Raw genomic sequence first — 19110 nt, forward strand, 5'->3', positions numbered from 1 at the left:
GGCTCTGGTGCGGAGCCTGGGAATGGCCGCAGGGCTGCCGTCGGCGGCGCGGGCCGCGTACCGCTCGTTACCGGTGCTCGTGCGGAGCTACGAGCGGGTCGTCGCGCCGCTCGTCGCCGAGAGCCTGCCCGATCCGCGCGAACGCGCCCGTGTCGACAACTCGTTGCGCGTCATGAGCGTGAAGTTCGGCCTGGCCATGCTCGGTTACGCCCGGCTGACCGGGCACCGGCTGCAACCCGACGTGGCCGTCCTCGCCGGTGCCGTCACCCGGCTCTACGACGACCTCATCGACGGGGACGCCGACCGTGACCCGGCCGTCGGCGACCGGCTCGGCGAACTCCTGGGCAACCGCCCCTTCGTCCCGGGCACCCCGGCGGAGCTACTGCTCGGGCGGCTGGTGTACGCGATCGAGCGGAACCTCGCCCACCGGCCCGACGCGTCCGTGTTCATGGCACTGGTCTCGCTGCACGAGTACCAGGTCCTCTCCCGCCGCCAGCGCGAACCCGGCGTGCCCCTCGACGTCCTGGAGAAGATCACCCGAGGCAAGGGCGCCGCCGCCCATCTGATCCTGTGCGGCCTGGTCAAGCCCCGGCTCGGACCGGCCGAGCGGAACCTGGTCATGGACCTCGGCGAGATCCTCCAGTCGCTCGACGACTACCTGGACGTCCAGTTCGACCGGGAGCACGGCGTCACCACCCTGGTGTCGTGCGGCGCGCTCACCCTGCCCGGCATCGCCCGGCGCCTGCGGGCCATCCGGCCCCGGCTGGCGGCCGTCCACGGCGGCCCGGCCGCCCGGCCGTACTGCGGGATGCTGTACTTCCTGCTGCTCCAGGCCTGGGTGAGCCGCAGGCTCCCGGCGCTGGGGCGGCTGGCCCGGCGGCCCGCCCGCCGCTCGGCCGTCCTGGCGTTCCTGTCCCGGGGCGAGGACGCCCTGCCGGCGGCCGGGGCGGAGCCGCCGCCATGAACCGCGACCGGCACACCCTCGCCGTCCACGCCGTGCTGGCCGTCATCGTGGTGGCCACCGTCGTGGTGGTGGGGTTCGGGCTGCGGGACGGCGGCCCGGAACCCATCGAGCTGTGGTTCGCCTTCGTCGGCGTCGTGCTGCCCGTCGCCGGGCTCGCCCTCGACGCGCTGCGCAGCGGCCGCCGGCCCGACGTCACCGCCGAGGAGGCCGCATCCGCGCTGGCCCGCAAGGTGACCAGGCAGTGGCTGCGGGAGAGCCGTTACCGCGAGCTGTACGAGGAGCGCCGGATGGCCGTGCGCTGGCGGCGCGAACCCGGCTCCGAACGCGCCTCCCAGCTGTCCGCCGAACTCGGCGAGGAGGGCGTGCTCGACGAGCTGACCGGCGCCTTCGTCCGGCACGCCCGCGCCGGGCACCTGTCCCGGCTGGTGGTCACGGGCGAGCCCGGCGCCGGCAAGACCGCCCTGTGCGTCCTGCTCACCCTGGAACCCGCCGAGCCCGACGTCGTCCCGGTCCTCTTCCAGCTCTCCTCCTGGGACCGCACCCGTTCGCTGACCGACTGGATGACGGACGAACTCGCCCTGCACTACCCGACCGTCGGCGAGCGGACCAAGGACCGCAAGATCGCCGAGGAACTCCTGGGCTTCCACGTACTGCCCGTCCTCGACGGCCTGGACGAGGCGTCCGACCGCGCCGCCGCCCTGCACGCCGTCCAGGCCGACCTGGTCGGCCGCTCCTACGTCCTGACCTGCCGGGCCGCCGAGTTCGCGGACCTGGAACCGGCACGGGTGCTGCGCGACACGCTGTTCGTACGCCTTCAGCCGCTGCGCGCCGACGAGGCCGGGGGAGTGCTGGAGCGCGCCGGGGGCGCGGAACGGGGGCCGCTGCTGGCCACGCTCGGCGCGCGCCCGGACGGGCCCGTGGCGCGGGCGCTGGAGACACCGTTCATGCTGTCGCTGGCCGTGGCGCTCGGCGGCTCGCTCCCCGCGGACCTGCTGGCCGCCGACGACTCCGGGGCCGAGGAGCGGATCAAGCGGTACCTGCTGAACAACTTCGTCACCGAGACCTACCGGCGCCTCCCGGGCCCCTTCGACGTCGAGGACGCCCGGCGCTGGCTCGGCTTCCTGGCCAGGCAGGCCGAACCGGGCACCCACCGGTTCGCCTGGTGGCAGCTGCACCGCTCGGTGCCGCGCGGACTGTTCCTCACCGTGGCCCTGGCCAACGCCGCGCTCGCCTGCTCGGCCGCCGCCGCCCTCCTCTTCGCCCTCTTCGAACGCCCCTGGCTCGGCCTGTGGATCGGCCTCGGCGCCGCCGTGATCGGCGCGCTCGTCGTGGAGCTGGTCCCGCAGGACGACCCGCGCCGCGCCAAGCCCCGGCTGCGTTCGGTACGGCCGCCCAGCCGCCACGCCCTGCAACGCGTCCTGGGGTTCGGGGTGATGGGCGGCGCGGCCTGCGCGGTGATCGTCGCCTTCCTCTACGAGCGCCCCGTGCACATCGCGATCGGCGGGCTGCTCAGCGCCCTCACCTTCGCCGCCGCCCGCTACTTCAGCGAGCCGAGCGATCCCCTGGAGGCGGTGACCCCGGTCGGCCTGCTGCGCTCCGACCGCGTCGCCATCCGGTACGCCTGGCTCACCGGCGCCGTCCCGGGCGCGCTGACCGGGGCCTACCTCGGCGCGGCGCTCAAGGAGGGTCACCGGACCCCGCAACTGGACGACGTCACCCTCATCGACGAACTGCCCCGGGCGGCCGAGGCGTTGCTGGGCGCGGTCTCCGGGGCGCTGCTCAGCTCCGTCGGCCTCGGCATGATGGCGCTCGGTTCCAGCGCGTGGGGCCGCTTCCTGCCCTCACGCGTGTGGCTCGCGCTCCGCGGACACACCCCGCGCCGGCTCATCCGGTTCGCCGAGGACGCCCGGGAGCGCGGGGTGCTGCGGCAGGTCAACGGCTACTACGAGTTCCGCCACGCCCTCCTCCACCGCCACCTATCCGAAACCACCGCCCCGTCCCGCTCCCCGTCCCCGGCGACGACCACCAGAACCGGCCCGGACAGCTTCCGGTAGGCCCAGCGCAGGCGGCCACCCGCACCGTCCGGCCGTACCGTCAGCTCCCGCGACGACCTGCCGCACCCTCACCTAGCCGAGACCGCCGGCCCCGCCGCCCCCGCCCGCTCCCCAACACCTGCCGCCACCACCAGAACCGGCCCGGACAGTGCCCAGTAAGCCCGCCGTGCCGGTCGGCGTCCGGGTTCCGGGAGTGGCAGATAGCGCGCCTGCGGGAAGCTGACCCGGGCGGGCGCGCCGTCCGGCCGTACCGTCAGCAGCTCCAGCTCGGCCAGCTCCCGGCGCACCTCGGCGACCGCCGACACCCGCTCCCGCGTCGCACAGACGAACTCCAGGGTGGCCCGCGCATGCGTGCCCGCGGCCCGCTCCCGGGCCCGCCGGTCCAGCAGCCGCCCCACCTGGTCGCCGTTCGTCAGGTCGTACACCCGGGCCAGGCCCGGCGTCTCGTCGTAGCGGACGGAGCAGCGCAGCACCGGGAACTCGTGGCGGCGCAGGGCGGCGGTCCGCTCGGCAAGCCAGCGCGGCTCGTACCGCTGCTGACGGCGCTCGAAGACCATCAGCAGGACTGCTCTCGTCAGCACCAGCAGCCCCAGCAGGGCCGCACCGCCCAGTGCCGCCGTCCGCACGGCCGGCACCAGCAGTCCGATCAGGGTCACGGCCGGCGGCAGCACCGCCCACGCCACCGTGACCCGCTGCGCCCGCGCGAACTCCGGCCCGGTCAGACCGGTGGCCCGGCACCGCAGCAGATGGGGGAACCGCTGCAACGGCGCGAGTGCGACGGGCACTTCGGGCCGCAGCAGTCCGGGTTCGTCGCTCATCGCCGTACCCGCCTGCCCTCTGTCGACGCCTTGTGCCGACGGGTACCCGGTGACGCCACCGGCACGCCGCCCCACCGCTCGCGCCGAGGGCCGAATAAATTCTCGGAAAGCCGTACAACCCTTTCCCGGGGACGTGGGTCGTACTGGGTGTCGGAACTTCTTGGAGGGGGATCTGGGGGGATCGCGGGGGGTTCTGACACGGAGGGGGAGAGCGCGAGGGGGCCAGGTCGACGGACCGGGCCCCCTCGAAGCATGTACGGCTCACTCCTCGCGCGCGCCCTCTCCCAGGGCCTCGACCTCCGCCGCCGTCGGAAAGGACGCCTGCGCGCCCTCCCGGGTGACCGCCACCGCGCCCACCCGGGCCGCGTAGGCCGCCGCCCGCACCGGCCCGGCGCCCGAGCCGAGCCGGTAGGCCAGCGCCGCCGTGAAGGCGTCCCCGGCGCCGGTGGTGTCCACGGCCGCCACCCGCACGGACGGCACCCGTGCCACGCCCTCGGCGGACGCCACCAGCGCCCCCCGCGCCCCCAGCGTCACGACCACCGAACGGGGTCCCTTCGCCAGCAGGAGCCGCGCCCAGTCCTCGGGCTGCTCCCCGGCACGGGCGTCCCCGAGGATCACCTTCGCCTCGTGCTCGTTGACGATCAGCGGATCGCACGCGGCGAGCACCTCCGGCGGCAGTGGCCGCGGCGGCGAGGGGTTCAGCACGAACCGGCTGCCCGCCGCGAGATTCCGTACGACCTCCTCGACCGTCTCCAACGGGATCTCCAACTGCGCGGAGACCACCCGCGAGGCCCGGATCAGGCGCGCGGCGGCCCGTACGTCCTCGGGCGTCAGACGGGCGTTGGCACCCGGCGAGACCACGATGCTGTTGTCCCCGGACGGGTCCACGGTGATCAGAGCGACCCCGGTCGGCGCGCCGCCGACCAGCACGCCCGCCGTGTCCACCCCGGCCCGCCGCTGCGAGTCGAGCAGCAGCCGGCCGTGCGCGTCGTCGCCGACCCGGGCCAGCAGGGCCGTACGCGCCCCGAGCCGGGCCGCCGCCACCGCCTGGTTCGCGCCCTTGCCGCCCGGGTGGACGGCTAGATCGGAGCCGAGCACCGTCTCACCGGCACCGGGCCGCCGCTCCACGCCGATCACCAGGTCGGCGTTGGCGGATCCGACGACCAGGAGGTCGTAGGCGTCCATGAAATGTCTCCCGTGTCCGTCCGCTACGGCTGTCCGCCCGGGCGATTCTGCCGAACTCCGCGGCGCCCGGAAGGGCACCCGGGCCGCGCCGGTGCCACGCTGGAACTGCGGGGTCGTTCTCCTCAAGGGCCCGCGGCCCGGAGCGGAGGAACCATGACGGCGACGACACGCGACGAGGTGCCCGTCTTCCTGGAAGGCGGTGGCGTGGAACTGCGCACCGAACCGATCGGCGGCGGCATGTCCGTCGGCTATGTGCGCCTGCCCGAGGGCACGGACATGGGCCCGGCGATGAAGGGCCTGCCCGGCGACGCCTGCCAGTGCCCGCACTGGGGCCTGGTGCTGAAGGGCCGGCTGCGGATGGTCACCCCGGTCGGCGAGGAGGTCTACGAGGAGGGCCAGGCCTACTACTGGGGCCCCGGGCACGTCCCGGTCGCCCTGGAGGACTGCGAGTTCGTGGAGTTCTCCCCGACCGAGGAGTTCCGCAAGGTCCTCGACCATGTGAAGGCACAGTCCGGCTGAGCTGTCAGTGCCGGACGGTAGCGTCGGATCATGTCCAGTCCGGCGGTGGTAGAAGGCGTGCTCGAACGCATCACGTACGCCAACGAGGAGAACGGCTACACGGTCGCCCGGGTCGACACCGGCCGCGGCGGCGGCGACCTCCTCACGGTCGTCGGCGCGCTGCTCGGCGCCCAGGTCGGCGAGTCCCTGCGGATGGAGGGCCGTTGGGGCAGCCATCCCCAGTACGGCAAGCAGTTCACCGTCGACAACTACACCACCGTGCTGCCGGCCACCGTCCAGGGCATCCGCCGCTATCTGGGATCGGGGCTGGTCAAGGGCATCGGCCCGGTCTTCGCCGACCGCATCACCCAGCACTTCGGCCTGGACACCCTGAGGATCATCGAGGAGGAGCCAAAGCGGCTCATCGAGGTCCCCGGTCTCGGCCCCAAGCGGACCAAGAAGATCGCCGACGCCTGGGAGGAACAGAAGGCGATCAAGGAGGTCATGCTCTTCCTCCAGACCGTCGAGGTCTCCACCTCCATCGCGGTGCGCATCTACAAGAAGTACGGCGACGCCTCCATCTCGGTGGTGAAGAATCACCCCTACCGGCTCGCCGCCGACGTCTGGGGCATCGGCTTCCTCACCGCCGACAAGATCGCCCAGTCCGTCGGCATCCCGCACGACAGCCCCGAGCGGGTCAAGGCGGGCCTGCAGTACGCCCTGTCCCAGTCCAGTGACCAGGGGCACTGCTATCTCCCCGAGGAGCGGCTGATCGCCGACGCGGTGAAGCTGCTGCAGGTCGACACCGGTCTGGTCATCGAGTGCCTCGCGGAGCTGGCGGCACCGGACGAGGAATCGGGGGAGGAGCCCGGCGTCGTACGGGAGAAGGTGCCCGCACCGGACGGCGGCGACCCCGTCACCGCCGTCTACCTCGTCCCCTTCCACCGCGCCGAGCTCTCCCTCGCCGGACAGCTGCTGCGCCTGCTGCGCACCGACGCCGACCGCATGCCCGGCTTCCGGGACGTGGCCTGGGACAAGGCGCTGGCCTGGCTGAAGGGCCGTACGGGCGCCGAGCTCGCGCCCGAGCAGGAGGCCGCCGTCAAGCTGGCGCTGACCGAGAAGGTCGCCGTGCTGACCGGCGGGCCGGGCTGCGGCAAGTCGTTCACCGTCCGGTCGGTCGTGGAGCTGGCCCGCGCCAAGAAGGCGAAGGTCGTCCTCGCCGCCCCCACGGGGCGTGCCGCCAAACGCCTGGCCGAGCTCACCGGCGCCGAGGCCTCCACCGTGCACCGGCTGCTGGAGCTGAAGCCCGGCGGGGACGCGGCCTACGACCGGGACCGCCCGCTCGACGCCGACCTGGTGGTGGTCGACGAGGCGTCCATGCTGGACCTGCTGCTCGCCAACAAGCTGGTCAAGGCAGTCGCGCCGGGCGCTCATCTGCTGTTCGTCGGGGACGTCGACCAGCTGCCCAGCGTCGGGGCGGGGGAGGTCCTGCGGGACCTGCTCGCCGACGGCGGCCCGGTCCCCGCCGTCCGCCTCACCCGGGTCTTCCGCCAGGCCCAGCAGTCCGGGGTGGTCACCAACGCGCACCGCATCAACTCCGGGCAGCACCCCCTCACCGACGGCCTGAAGGACTTCTTCCTCTTCGTCGAGGACGACACCGAGGAAGTCGGCCGGCTCACCGTGGACGTGGCGGCCCGCCGGATTCCGGCCAAATTCGGGCTCGACCCGCGCCGGGACATCCAGGTGCTCGCCCCCATGCACCGCGGCCCCGCCGGCGCCGGCACCCTCAACGGCCTGCTCCAGCAGGCCATCACCCCCGGCCGCCCCGACCTGCCGGAGAAGCGGTTCGGCGGCCGGGTCTTCCGGGTCGGCGACAAGGTCACCCAGATTCGCAACAATTACGACAAGGGCGCGAACGGCGTCTTCAACGGCACCGTGGGTGTGGTCACCTCGCTCGACCCGGTCGACCAGCGCCTGACGGTGCGGACGGACGAGGACGAGGAGGTGTCGTACGAGTTCGACGAGCTGGACGAGTTGGCGCACGCGTACGCGGTGACGATCCACCGCTCCCAGGGCAGCGAGTACCCGGCGGTGGTGATCCCGGTCACCACGAGCGCGTGGATGATGCTCCAGCGCAATCTGCTCTACACCGCCGTCACCCGGGCCAAGAAGCTGGTCGTGCTCGTCGGCTCGCGCAAGGCCATCGGGCAGGCGGTGCGCACGGTCTCGGCCGGACGGCGCTGCACGGCGCTGGACTTCAGGCTCGCACCACGCGCACTGGAGCGGTGAGTGCCAGGCTCTCAGCGCGCTCCGGGGAGAGGTGAGTGAAATTTGATCGATCAAACGAGTCGTAAACGTCACACAGCTCTTCCGGATGCCGGTGCGGAGGGGCAGGATGAGCAAGTTGGCGGCACTGAGTGCCGCCAATAAGCCCAATGGTCGACCCCGAGTGCACTCTCATGCGCCAAATGGGGGATGGTAGAGACAGTCAGGGCAACCTCGAAGAAGAGGCACAACGTCGGTGAGGGAAGACGTGAGCGACAACTCTGTAGTACTGCGGTACGGCGACGGCGAGTACACCTACCCGGTGATCGACAGCACCGTCGGCGACAAGGGCTTCGACATCGGCAAGCTCCGCGCCCAGACCGGTCTGGTGACCCTGGACAGCGGCTACGGCAACACGGCCGCTTATAAATCCGCCATCACCTACCTCGACGGCGAGCAGGGCATCCTCCGGTACCGCGGCTACCCGATCGAGCAGCTGGCCGAGCGCTCCACGTTCCTGGAGGTCGCCTACCTGCTGATCAACGGTGAGCTGCCCACCGTCGACGAGCTGAGCACGTTCAAGAACGACATCACCCAGCACACCCTGCTGCACGAGGACGTCAAGAACTTCTACCGGGGCTTCCCCCGCGACGCCCACCCGATGGCGATGCTGTCGTCGGTCGTCTCCGCGCTGTCGACCTTCTACCAGGACAGCCACAACCCCTTCGACGAGAAGCAGCGCAACCTCTCCACGATCAGGCTGCTCGCCAAGCTTCCGACGATCGCGGCCTACGCGTACAAGAAGTCGATCGGCCACCCCTTCGTCTACCCGCGCAACGACCTGGGCTACGTCGAGAACTTCCTGCGGATGACCTTCTCGGTCCCCGCGCAGGAGTTCGAGCTCGACCCCGTCGTCGTCGCCGCCCTCGACAAGCTGCTGATCCTGCACGCGGACCACGAGCAGAACTGCTCGACCTCCACGGTCCGTCTGGTGGGCTCCTCGCAGGCGAACATGTTCGCCTCGATCTCGGCCGGCATCAGCGCCCTGTGGGGCCCGCTGCACGGTGGCGCCAACCAGTCCGTGCTGGAGATGCTGGAGGGCATCCAGGCCTCCGGCGGTGACGTCGACTCCTTCATCCGCAAGGTGAAGAACAAGGAGGACGGCGTCCGGCTGATGGGCTTCGGCCACCGGGTCTACAAGAACTTCGACCCGCGCGCCAAGATCATCAAGGCTGCCGCGCACGATGTCCTCTCGGCCCTCGGCAAGTCCGACGAGCTGCTGGACATCGCGCTCAAGCTGGAGGAGCACGCGCTCTCCGACGACTACTTCGTCTCGCGCAGCCTCTACCCGAACGTCGACTTCTACACCGGCCTGATCTACCGGGCCATGGGCTTCCCGACCGAGATGTTCACGGTCCTGTTCGCCCTCGGCCGCCTCCCGGGCTGGATCGCCCAGTGGCACGAGATGATCAAGGAGCCGGGCTCCCGCATCGGCCGCCCGCGCCAGATCTACACGGGCGTCGTGGAGCGGGACTTCGTCCCGGTCGAGGAGCGCTGACACCTGCCGGTCGGGGGCGCCGCTTCGGTGGCGCCGCCATGGTGCTGTTCGCTTCGTGGCGCGGTTGCGGGTCTTGTCGCCCTGCCGGGGGTCCGGGGGTTGTCCCCGGGTGAGCACGGCACGGGCGTGGTGGAGCGGGACTTCGTCCCGGTCGAGGAGCGCTGACACCTGCCGGTCGGGGGCGCCGTCACGGCGGCGCCCTGCACGGGCGTGGTTCGTTCCGTCCCGGTGTTGCCCTGCCGGGGGTCGACCCGGTGTTGTTGCTCTGCGCGGTGAACGCCGTAGGTGTTCCGGCCGTAATACCAAGAAGAAGGCGCCCTGGCGCCGGTCCCCCCACGGGCCGACGTCCAGGGCGCCTTCCCATGTCCCGGTGCGGATTCCCCCCACGGGATCCGGCCGGGCGTCTGTGAGGACAGCGCCTGAATCGCTGTTGTTCGGTACTGCGTTGAGCAGAACGGGCGGAGTCCGCCGTACTACTCGGTGTGCGGTCTGCCGGGACAACGCACCCGGGAGGGCCGCTCAAAGCTCCCCGGTGTGCGTGCCCCGGCAACGCATCTCTGAGGAAGTCCCCCAAGACAACCCCAGACGCCAGTCCACGCCCCCCAAGACGCTTCCTGACATCGCCAACTTAGACCTTCGAACCCCTTCGATGGTTACGTTCGCATCACTGTGATCTGCGTCTCTTGCAAATGTCCGTTAGATACGCAAGAGACCCGATCCATCGAACGAGCCCAAGCGTAAGGATGCTGCGCGAGCCTTGTGAAGAGCTTATGTGAGGCTCGCGCAGGACTCCAGAGGCGCCCCTACCGGAAAGTGCGCAGCCGCAGGCTGTTCGTCACCACGAAGACCGACGAGAACGCCATCGCCGCGCCCGCGATCATCGGGTTCAGCAGCCCCGCCGCGGCCAGCGGCAGCGCGGCCACGTTGTAGCCGAACGCCCACACGAGGTTGCCCTTGATCGTGGTGAGCGTCCGCCGGGACAGCCGGATCGCGTCCGCCGCCACCCGCAGATCCCCCCGCACCAGCGTCAGATCCCCGGCCTCGATCGCCGCGTCCGTCCCCGTACCCAGCGCCAGCCCCAGATCGGCGGTGGCGAGCGCGGCCGCGTCATTGACGCCGTCGCCGACCATGGCGACCGTCCGCCCCTCGCCCTGCAACCGCCGTACCGCCGCGACCTTCTCCTCGGGCAGCACCTCGGCGATCACCTGCTCGATCCCGACGCTGCGCGCCACCGCCTCCGCGACCGCCCGGTTGTCCCCGGTCAGCAGCACCGGCGTGAGCCCGAGCGCGCGCAGCTCGCGCACGGCCTCGGCGCTGGTCTCCTTGACCGTGTCGGCGACCGCGAGGACCGCACGCGCGGCCCCGTCCCAGCCGACGACGACGGCCGTACGCCCATCCCTCTCGGCCTCGTCCCGGGCCCGGGCCAACTCCCCGGGAAGCGACGCGAACAGCCGCCCCACGGCGACCTCATGGCCCTCCACGCGCCCGCGTACGCCCCGCCCGGGCACGTTCTCGAAGTGCTCGGCCACCGGCAGCGCCCCGGCCCGCTCCTCGGCCCCCGCGGCGACCGCCCGGGCGACGGGGTGCTCGGAGGCGTGCTCCAGGGCGCCCGCCAGCCGCAGCACCTGCGTCTCGTCGGTGCCCTCGGCGACGTACACCTCGTGCAGGGTCATCCGTCCCGTCGTCACCGTGCCGGTCTTGTCGAGGACGACCGTGTCGACGCGGCGGGTCGACTCCAGCACCTCCGGCCCTTTGATCAGGATGCCGAGCTGGGCCCCGCGCCCGGTGCCGACCATCAGCGCGGTCGGGGTCGCGAGCCCCAGCGCGCAGGGGCAGGCGATGATCAGGACGGCGACGGCCGCGGTGAACGCGTCGACGGTGTCACCGGTGGCACCGAGCCACCCCCCGAAGGTGGCGACGGCGATGGCCAGCACCACCGGCACGAAGACCGCGGAGATCCGGTCCGCGAGCCGCTGCACCTCGGCCTTGCCGCTCTGCGCCGCCTCCACCAGCCGCGCCATCCGCGCGAGCCGGGTGCCGGCGCCGACCTCGGTGGCCTCGACGACGAGCCGCCCGCTCACGCTGACGGTCGCGCCGGTCACGGCGGAGCCGGCCGTCACGTCGACCGGCACCGACTCCCCGGTCAGCATCGAGGCGTCCACCGCCGAGACCCCCTCGACGACGGTGCCGTCGGTGGCGATCTTCTCCCCGGGCCGTACGACGAACCGGTCGCCGACGGCCAGTTCGGCCACCGGGATCCGCCGCTCCCGCCCGTCCCTGAGGACGGCCACGTCCTTGGCGCCGAGGTCCATCAGCGCCCGGAGCGCGGCTCCCGCGCTCCGCTTGGCGCGGGCCTCCAGATAGCGGCCGAGCAGGATGAAGGCGACCACTCCGGAGGCCACTTCGAGGTAGATCGTCGAGGCGCCGTCCATCCCGCCGACGGTGAGCCGGAACTCGTCCCGCATCCCGGGCATCCCGGCGTCCCCGAGGAACAGCGCCCACAGCGACCACCCGAAGGCGGCCAGCGTCCCGAGCGAGACCAGGGTGTCCATGGTGGCGGCGCCGTGCCGGGCGTTGGTCCAGGCGGCGCGGTGGAAGGGCAGCCCGCCCCAGACGACGGCCGGCGCGGCGAGGGTGAGCGCGAGCCACTGCCAGTTGTCGAACTGCAGCGCCGGGACCATCGACAGCAGCACGACGGGCGCGGCGAGCAGCGCGGAGACGGTGAAGCGCTGCCGGGCGGCCGCGAGTTCGGGGTCGTCCTCGGCCGCCTGCTCCGGCGCGGCGGGCTCGGGCGGGGCGGGCTCCTCGGCGGTGTATCCCGTCTTGACCACCGTGGCGATCAGATCGGCCACCTCGACCCCCGCCGGGTACCTGACCTTCGCCTTCTCGGTGGCGTAGTTGACGCTGGCGGTGACCCCGTCCATCCGGTTGAGCTTCTTCTCGACCCGGGCGGCGCACGAGGCGCAGGTCATGCCGCCGATGAGCAGCTCGACCTCGGAGGTGGGGGCTGCGGGGGCCTGGGTGACGGTGGACATGGCCGGACTCCGGACCGCTCAGACGGCGCCGACGAGTTCAAAACCGGCCTCGTCCACGGCCGCGCGCACATCCTCCTCGCGCAGCGCCTCCGCGGAGACGACGGTCACCTCGCCGGTGGAGGCCACGGCCTTCACGGAGCTGACGCCGGGAAGCTCGGAGATCTCGCCGGAGACGGCGCCCTCGCAGTGTCCGCAGCTCATCCCGCTGACCTTGTAGACGGCGCTGACGCTCATGTTGTTCTCCTCGTCGAGGCATGTGGGGCTGACGGGTACCACGAGGGGTCCCCGTATCACCACCGTATACCCCGGCGGGGTATTACTCCAAGACGGGGCGCAGCGGCCGGGCGCGGGCGCCCGCGCGGGACCGGGCCCCGGAAGAATCCCGCGGCTTGGGGGGATTTGTCCACTCCTTATGGTAGGTACCCCCTATGTCGCAGGCCGGGACGCTCATCCTCATCATGTCCATCGCGGTGCTGGCGCCGCCGCTCGCCCACGGGGTCGGCCGCCGGCTGCCCGTCCCGCTCGTCATCTTCGAGATCGCACTGGGCATCCTGGTCGGCCCGGACGTGCTCGGCTGGGCGGGGGAGGGCGAGGTCATCGACGTCCTCGCCGACCTGGGCCTGGCGATGCTGATCTTCCTCGCGGGCTACGAGATCGAGTTCGACAAGGTCCGCGGCACCACCCTGCGCCGGTCGGTGCGCGCCTGGCTGATCTCCCTGGCGCTGGGTCTGGGCCTGGCCACCCTGCTGTCCGGCTTCGACTTCGACCGGGGCGTGTACATCGGTACGGCGCTCACCAGCACCGCCCTCGGCACCGTCCTGCCGATGCTGCGCGACGCGGGTGACCTGCGCTCCCGGTTCGGCTCGGTGATGCTGACGTTCGGCGCGGTCGGGGAGTTCGGGCCGATCATCGCCATCGCCCTGCTGCTGAGCGGCCGTTCGCCCGGCCGCTCGGCGGTGGTGCTGGCCGCGTTCGCGCTGCTGACGGCGGTCGCCGTGTGGTGGGCGACGCGGCCCCGGCCGCCGTGGTTCTCCCGGGTGGTCGAGGTGACGCTGCACACCAGCGGCCAGTTCGCCGTACGCCTGGTGGTCCTGCTGCTCGCGGTCATGCTCGGCGTCTCCCAGGCGCTGGGCCTGGACACCCTGCTCGGCGCCTTCGCCGCCGGGGTGATCGCGCGGCTGGTGCTGCACGGCTCGGCACCCGAGAGCGCGGAACCGGTCATGGAGAAGGTCGAGGCGATGGGCTTCGGCTTCCTGGTGCCGGTGTTCTACGTGGTCACCGGCATCGAGTTCGACCTGGACTCCCTGCTGTCCGGCGGCTGCGCCCTGCTGCTCCTGCCGCTGTTCCTGCTGCTCTTCCTCGCCGTCCGGGGGCTGCCGGTGTACGCCCTCGCCCCGCGTGACCTCGGCCGCCGCGACCGGGGCGCCCTGACCCTGTTCGCCGCCACCGCCCTGCCGCTGGTCGTGGCCATCACCACGATCGGCGTGGACGCCGGCACCCTGCGCACCGACGAGGCGGCGGCGCTGGTCGGCGCGGCCATGGTGTCGGTACTGGTGTTCCCGCTGGCCGGACTGCGGCTGCGGGGCGAGCGTGCGGCGCCGCGGGACGCGGCCAGGGAGCCGGAGTCCTGGTGATCGAAACGGCAGGACCTAGTCTTCGCCGGGGAGGAAAGGAGCCCCATGCGAGCCGTCGTCTTCGAGCAGTACGGCGAACCCGCCGAGGTACGCGACCTGCCCGACCCCCGCCCCGCCGACCACGGAGTCGTGGTCCGGGTCGAGGCCACCGGCCTGTGCCGCAGCGACTGGCACGGCTGGCAGGGCCACGACCGCGACATCACGCTGCCGCACGTCCCCGGCCATGAACTCGCCGGTGTGGTCGAGGCGGTGGGCCCCGGGGTGAGCGGCTGGCGCCCCGGCGACCGGGTCACCGTCCCCTTCGTCTGCGCCTGCGGAAACTGCCCGGCCTGCGCGGCGGGCGACCAGCAGGTGTGCGAGCGGCAGACCCAGCCCGGCTTCACCCACTGGGGCTCCTTCGCCCAGTACGTCGCGCTGGACCACGCCGAGGTGAACCTGGTCGCGATACCGGACGGCCTGTCGTACGCCACCGCGGCCTCGCTCGGCTGCCGGTTCGCCACCGCGTTCCGGGCGGTGGTGCGGCAGGGCCGGGTCGCCGCGGGGGAGTGGGTGGCGGTGCACGGCTGCGGCGGGGTGGGCCTGTCCGCGGTGATGATCGCGGCCGCGTCGGGCGCGCGGGTCGTCGCCGTGGACGTCTCGCCCCAGGCGCTGGCCCTGGCAAGGAAGTTCGGGGCCGCGCACTGCGTGGACGCGGCGAGCACCCCGGACACCGCCGAGGCGGTCCGGGAACTGACCGGTGGCGGTGCCCATCTCTCCCTCGACGCCCTGGGCTCGCCCGTCACCTGCGCCGCCTCGGTGAACGGCCTGCGCCGGCGCGGCCGGCACCTCCAGGTGGGCCTGCTGCCCTCGGCCGACGGCACCACCCCCGTCCCGATGGCCCGCGCCATCGGCTGGGAGCTGGAACTCCTCGGCAGTCACGGCATGGCCGCGCACACCTACCCGCCGATGCTGGAGCTCGTCCGGTCCGGCGTGCTGCGCCCCGACCTCCTGGTCACCTCCGCCATCACCCTGGACGAGACCCCGGCCGCGCTGGCGGCGATGGGCACGGCACCGGGGCCGGGGGTGACGGTCATCGAGCCCTGGAGCTGAGGCACCGGGCGTGGGAGTGCCCCGCACGGAGGCGGGGCACCGGGGCGTCAGTCGGATCGTCGGCCGCGGTTGCCCGGGCGGGAGGCGACCCACGCCCGGACGGTGTCGGCGTACCAGTAGGGCTTGCCGCCCTCCACATGGTCGGGCGGGGGCAGCAGCCCGTGCTTGCGGTAGGACCGCACGGTGTCGGGCTGCACCCGGATGTGCGCCGCGATCTCCTTGTACGACCAGAGCCGTCGGTCGGTCATGACGTGCACCTCCCCGCGCGCGCCGCGGCGGCGGCCGGAACGGCCGTCGGGGGGACCGGGCGCTGCGCTGGTGATCACAAAGCCTGTGCCCGGTGAACGACGCTCGGTGACCGCAGGGCAGGGGCTGTGCGCCGGGTGTGACGCAAGGCCCGCGTAGGTGCGACATGTGTGACACAAGGGGGGCGTTTGTGACACAGGTGACGCAAAGGCGCACGCGGGCGCATGGGCGCGGCGCGTTGACGGCCGCGGCGGAAGGTGCGGGGACGGCAGGAATGTGCGGGGACGGCAGGAATGTACGGGGACGGCAGGGCGGGCCGCACCCGCTGCGTCGGGTCCGGCCCGCCGTTTCCCCCGCCGACCTCGGCTCGTCGTCCGCGCGAGGTCAGGGGCACAGCGTGCCGGTGGAGATCCCGTCAGGTATTGGAAAAAACCGAACTGCCGCCGGACGCGAGCACAAGACTGGTGGCCTCGCCCGCCAGCCGGTCCGCGACCGCAGACCCCTCCGCGGTCGGGGCCGACGACCGCCGGGCGGCCGTGAACTGACGGGGCGTGCACCCCGTCATCGTCTTGAACTCACCGCTCAGGTGGGCCTGGTCGTAGAACCCGCACAGGGCCGCGGTCTCGGCGGCGGCGCGTCCGGCCGCCAGCAGGCGCCGGGCCCGCTGCAGGCGCAGCACCCGGGCCGCGGCCTTCGGGCCGAGCCCGATCTGCTCCCGGAACCGGCTCTCCAGGTGCCGCGCACTCCAGCCGACCTCCTCCGCGAGCCGCGGCACCGGCATCGCGCCGCCCGTGCGCACCAGCTCCGCCCAGGCCCGCACCACTCGCCCCGAACTGGGCACCCCGGCCGCGGACCAGCGCGTGAACACCTCGTCCAGCAGCCCGAACCGGCCCCGCCAGGTCGGCAACGAGGCGAGCGCGTCGGCGAGTTCGCCCACGCCGATGTCCAGGGCGTGCGGCAGCTCGTCTGGGTCGACCGTGCGGTCGGCGAGTTCGTGCTGCGGAGTGCCGAACAGGGTGAACGCGGCCCACGGCGTGAGCAGCACCTCGATCCCGGCCAGCCGCCCGCTGTGCTCGCCGACGGCCGGGGTGGTCGTGGGCCCGCCGAACAGGGACACCAGCGTGTCGGGCGTCCGCCCGGGGCGCAGGATCCGCACCGGGTCCCCGAACCCGAACAGCACGGTCGCCGCCCCGATCGGCGTCTCCAGCCGTCGCCGGGGCCGCTCGAAGCCGAGCCGGAACCCGCGATAACTGATCAGTCCCGGCCGCAGCCGGGGGTGGGGCCGGCCGAAGGCGACTTCCCAGGATCCACCGGGCCCGTGCCCGGACCGAACAAGCACGCACCGAGCATGGCAGCCGTACGGCGGGAACGACACCCGCGGGAGCCGCTCGCTCAGGTGCCACGTCTGGTCCGAATGTCTGGACAAAACATTGACAGGGCTCCGTCGCCAGGGCTAGAAAGCCGGGAGAGCCGATACGAAGGGGAACGCGATGGCGTACGACCTGATCACCATGGGGCGGATCGGGGTGGACCTCTATCCGCTGCAGACGGGCGTCCCTCTGCCGCAGGTCACCTCCTTCGGCAAGTTCCTCGGCGGCTCGGCGACGAACGTCGCGGTCGCCGCGGCCCGGCTGGGCCGGAACACCGCCGTCATCACCCGCACCGGCGACGACCCCTTCGGCACCTATCTCCACGAGGCCCTGCGGGGCTTCGGCGTCGACGACCGCTGGGTGACCCCGGTCCCGGGCCTGCCCACCCCGGTCACCTTCTGCGAGGTGTTCCCGCCGGACGACTTCCCGCTCTACTTCTACCGGCAGCCCAAGGCGCCCGACCTGGAGATCGACGCCCATGAACTCGACCTCGACGCCATCCGCGCCGCCCGGGTCTTCTGGGTGACCGGCACCGGACTGAGCGAGGAGCCCAGCCGTACGGCGACCCTCGCGGCGCTCGCCCACCGCGCCAAGTCCGGCATCACGGTGTTCGACCTCGACTGGCGCCCCATGTTCTGGAGCGACCCCGAAGCGGCCCGCCCCTTCTACGCCGAAGCGCTCCGGCACGCCACCGTCGCCGTCGGCAACCTCGACGAGGTGGAGGTCGCCACCGGAGTCCGGGACCCGCACGCCGCCGCCCGCGCGCTGCTCGACGCCGGGGTGGAACTCGCCGTGGTCAAGCAGGGCCCCAAGGGCGTGCTGGCCGTGCACCGCGACGGCGACCGGGCGGAGGTCCCCCCGCTCCCGGTGACCGTCCTCAACGGCCTTGGCGCCGGCGACGCCTTCGGCGGGTCCCTCTGCCACGGCCTGCTCAGCGGCTGGGACCTGGAGACGACCATGCGCCACGCCAACGCGGCCGGCGCCATCGTGGCTTCCCGCCTGGAATGCTCCTCGGCAATGCCGACCCCCGAGGAGCTGAGGACGACCCTGACCACAGGCTCGGTCCCCCCACAAGAGCCACCACCAGCACCCCCCGCCCCCATCGACGGCGCCCGCACCCCACCCGGGCCACCCGGACGCACCGACGGCGATCTCGCCCCACCAGGGCCCCCCGCACCCATCGCCGCTGATCGCGCCCCGCAGGGGCGCCCCGCCCCCGCCGACGGCGCCCGCACCCCGTCAGCACCACCCGCCCCCATCGGCGGCGATGGCACCTCACCAGGACCCCCCGCCCCCGCCGACGACCCCCGCACCCCATCAGGCCCACCCGCCCCCGCCGACGACCCCCGCACCCCACCAGGACCCCCCGCACCCGCCGACGGCGACCCCGCCCCACAGGGGCCACCCGCACCCGACGACGAGAGCCGCACGGGTGGTGCGGGTGGGAACCGACCGGCCGAAGGCGAAGCCGAGGCCGAGGCCGAGACCGGAGACGGAGCCCCCCGGTGACCGTCGACATCGCGGAGCTGATCCGCACCCGCACCCGCCACCCCGAGGCCATCGCCGAAGCCGCCGCCCGCCGCAGGCGACGCCCCCTGCTCACCCCCACCCGCGACCGCCTGATGATCGTCGCCGCCGACCACCCCGCCCGCGGAGCCCTGAGCGTCGGCGACCGCAAGCACGCCATGGCCAACCGCGCCGACCTCCTCGACCGCCTCTGCCTCGCACTCAGCAGACCCGGCGTCGACGGAGTCCTCGCCACCGCCGACATCCTCGACGACCTGCTCCTCCTCGGCGCCCTCGACGACCGCGTCGTCATGGGCTCGATGAACCGCGGCGGACTCCAGGGCGCCGCCTTCGAACTCGACGACCGCTTCACCGGCCACCGCCCCGAGGACATCGCCCGCCTCAACTTCGACGCCGGAAAACTCCTCCTGCGCATCGACTACGACGACCCCGGCTCCCTGAACACCCTGGAGTCCACCGCCCGCGCCGTCGACGAGATGGCCGCCCGGCACCTCCCGCTGTTCGTCGAGCCGTTCATCAGCCGTCGCACCCCCGACGGCATACTCCGCAACGACCTCTCCGCCGACGCGGTCACCCGGTCCATCGCCATCGCCTCGGGCCTGGGCGGCAGTTCGGCGTACACCTGGCTCAAGGTCCCGGTCACCGACAACCCGGACGACATGGCCGAGGTCATGGAGACCTCGACGCTGCCCGCCGTGCTCCTCGGCGGCGACATCGGGGACGACCAGGACGCCGCCTACGAGAAGTGGCGCGGCGCCCTCCAACTCCCCACCGTGCGCGGCCTGGTGGTCGGCCGTTCGCTGCTGTATCCGGCGGACGGCGACGTGGCCGCCGCCGTGGACACCGCCGTAGGACTGCTGTGAGGGC

General features: G+C 72.8%; 14 protein-coding genes and 1 pseudogene. 9 read left to right on the forward strand and 6 right to left on the reverse strand.

Annotated elements, in window-relative coordinates:
* Positions 1-22 precede the first annotated feature (22 nt).
* The gene (locus ACFYW5_RS06935; protein ID WP_389415901.1) at positions 23-964 is read left to right on the forward strand and encodes a class 1 isoprenoid biosynthesis enzyme; all 942 of its coding nucleotides are present in this window, start codon (positions 23-25) and stop codon (positions 962-964) included.
* The gene (locus ACFYW5_RS06940) at positions 961-3018 is read left to right on the forward strand and encodes a hypothetical protein (RefSeq protein ID WP_389415902.1); all 2058 of its coding nucleotides are present in this window, start codon (positions 961-963) and stop codon (positions 3016-3018) included. Before ACFYW5_RS06935 ends, ACFYW5_RS06940 begins: the two co-directional genes overlap by 4 nt.
* Before the next feature lie 68 nt (positions 3019-3086).
* Here the strand turns inward: ACFYW5_RS06940 and ACFYW5_RS06945 are convergent, their stop codons facing one another.
* Both ACFYW5_RS06945 and ACFYW5_RS06950 read right to left on the reverse strand, forming a co-directional pair.
* Positions 3087-3836 (reverse strand): hypothetical protein, encoded by a 750-nt coding sequence (locus ACFYW5_RS06945; RefSeq protein WP_389415903.1) that lies wholly within the window; start codon positions 3834-3836, stop codon positions 3087-3089.
* Positions 3837-4097: 261 nt separating this feature from the next.
* Positions 4098-5021: a ribokinase gene (locus tag ACFYW5_RS06950; RefSeq protein ID WP_389415904.1), complete on the reverse strand. Its 924-nt coding sequence runs from the start codon at positions 5019-5021 to the stop codon at positions 4098-4100.
* Positions 5022-5174: 153 nt separating this feature from the next.
* Between ACFYW5_RS06950 and ACFYW5_RS06955 the strand changes: the two genes are divergently transcribed.
* The 3 genes from ACFYW5_RS06955 (at position 5175) to ACFYW5_RS06965 (ending at position 9342) form a co-directional block, all read left to right on the forward strand.
* Positions 5175-5540 carry a hypothetical protein gene (locus tag ACFYW5_RS06955; RefSeq protein ID WP_389415905.1) on the forward strand — a complete coding sequence of 122 codons (366 nt, stop codon included), beginning with the start codon at positions 5175-5177 and terminating at the stop codon, positions 5538-5540.
* A 30-nt stretch (positions 5541-5570) separates the two neighbouring features.
* A complete protein-coding gene (locus ACFYW5_RS06960) occupies positions 5571-7808 on the forward strand; it encodes an ATP-dependent RecD-like DNA helicase (protein WP_389415906.1) in 2238 nt (745 codons plus the stop codon).
* 244 nt (positions 7809-8052) lie between these two features.
* The gene (locus ACFYW5_RS06965) at positions 8053-9342 is read left to right on the forward strand and encodes a citrate synthase (RefSeq protein WP_250078220.1); all 1290 of its coding nucleotides are present in this window, start codon (positions 8053-8055) and stop codon (positions 9340-9342) included.
* Positions 9343-10145: 803 nt separating this feature from the next.
* Here ACFYW5_RS06965 and ACFYW5_RS06970 read toward each other — a convergent pair.
* Positions 10146-12377, reverse strand: coding sequence for a heavy metal translocating P-type ATPase (locus tag ACFYW5_RS06970; protein ID WP_389415907.1), 2232 nt, complete (start codon positions 12375-12377; stop codon positions 10146-10148).
* Positions 12378-12395: 18 nt separating this feature from the next.
* Complete coding sequence (locus tag ACFYW5_RS06975; RefSeq protein WP_389415908.1) at positions 12396-12611, reverse strand: heavy-metal-associated domain-containing protein; 216 nt, start codon at positions 12609-12611, stop codon at positions 12396-12398.
* Between the two features lie 194 nt (positions 12612-12805).
* Here ACFYW5_RS06975 and ACFYW5_RS06980 point away from each other — a divergent pair, with 194 nt between their 5' ends.
* Both ACFYW5_RS06980 and ACFYW5_RS06985 read left to right on the forward strand, forming a co-directional pair.
* Positions 12806-14011 carry a cation:proton antiporter gene (locus ACFYW5_RS06980; RefSeq protein WP_389415909.1) on the forward strand — a complete coding sequence of 402 codons (1206 nt, stop codon included), beginning with the start codon at positions 12806-12808 and terminating at the stop codon, positions 14009-14011.
* 45 nt (positions 14012-14056) lie between these two features.
* Positions 14057-15100, forward strand: coding sequence for a zinc-dependent alcohol dehydrogenase family protein (locus ACFYW5_RS06985; RefSeq protein WP_389415910.1), 1044 nt, complete (start codon positions 14057-14059; stop codon positions 15098-15100).
* 47 nt (positions 15101-15147) lie between these two features.
* Here ACFYW5_RS06985 and ACFYW5_RS06990 read toward each other — a convergent pair whose 3' ends face one another.
* Both ACFYW5_RS06990 and ACFYW5_RS06995 read right to left on the reverse strand, forming a co-directional pair.
* Positions 15148-15348, reverse strand: a complete 201-nt coding sequence (locus ACFYW5_RS06990) for a helix-turn-helix transcriptional regulator (RefSeq protein ID WP_389415911.1) — start codon at positions 15346-15348, stop codon at positions 15148-15150.
* Positions 15349-15761: 413 nt separating this feature from the next.
* Entirely contained in the window at positions 15762-16685 is a 924-nt protein-coding gene (locus ACFYW5_RS06995) for a helix-turn-helix domain-containing protein (protein ID WP_389415912.1), read from the reverse strand.
* Between the two features lie 151 nt (positions 16686-16836).
* Here ACFYW5_RS06995 and iolC point away from each other — a divergent pair.
* Together iolC and ACFYW5_RS07005 are read left to right on the forward strand one after the other, a co-directional pair.
* Positions 16837-17781, forward strand: a pseudogene (gene iolC / locus ACFYW5_RS07000) (5-dehydro-2-deoxygluconokinase); the annotation flags it as partial.
* Positions 17782-18221: 440 nt separating this feature from the next.
* Positions 18222-19106 (forward strand): deoxyribose-phosphate aldolase, encoded by an 885-nt coding sequence (locus tag ACFYW5_RS07005; protein ID WP_389415913.1) that lies wholly within the window; start codon positions 18222-18224, stop codon positions 19104-19106.
* The last annotated feature ends 4 nt before the right edge of the window (positions 19107-19110 follow it).

This window comes from Streptomyces sp. NPDC002779 (genome assembly GCF_042888685.1).
In the GTDB taxonomy this organism is placed as follows: Bacteria; Actinomycetota; Actinomycetes; order Streptomycetales; family Streptomycetaceae; genus Streptomyces.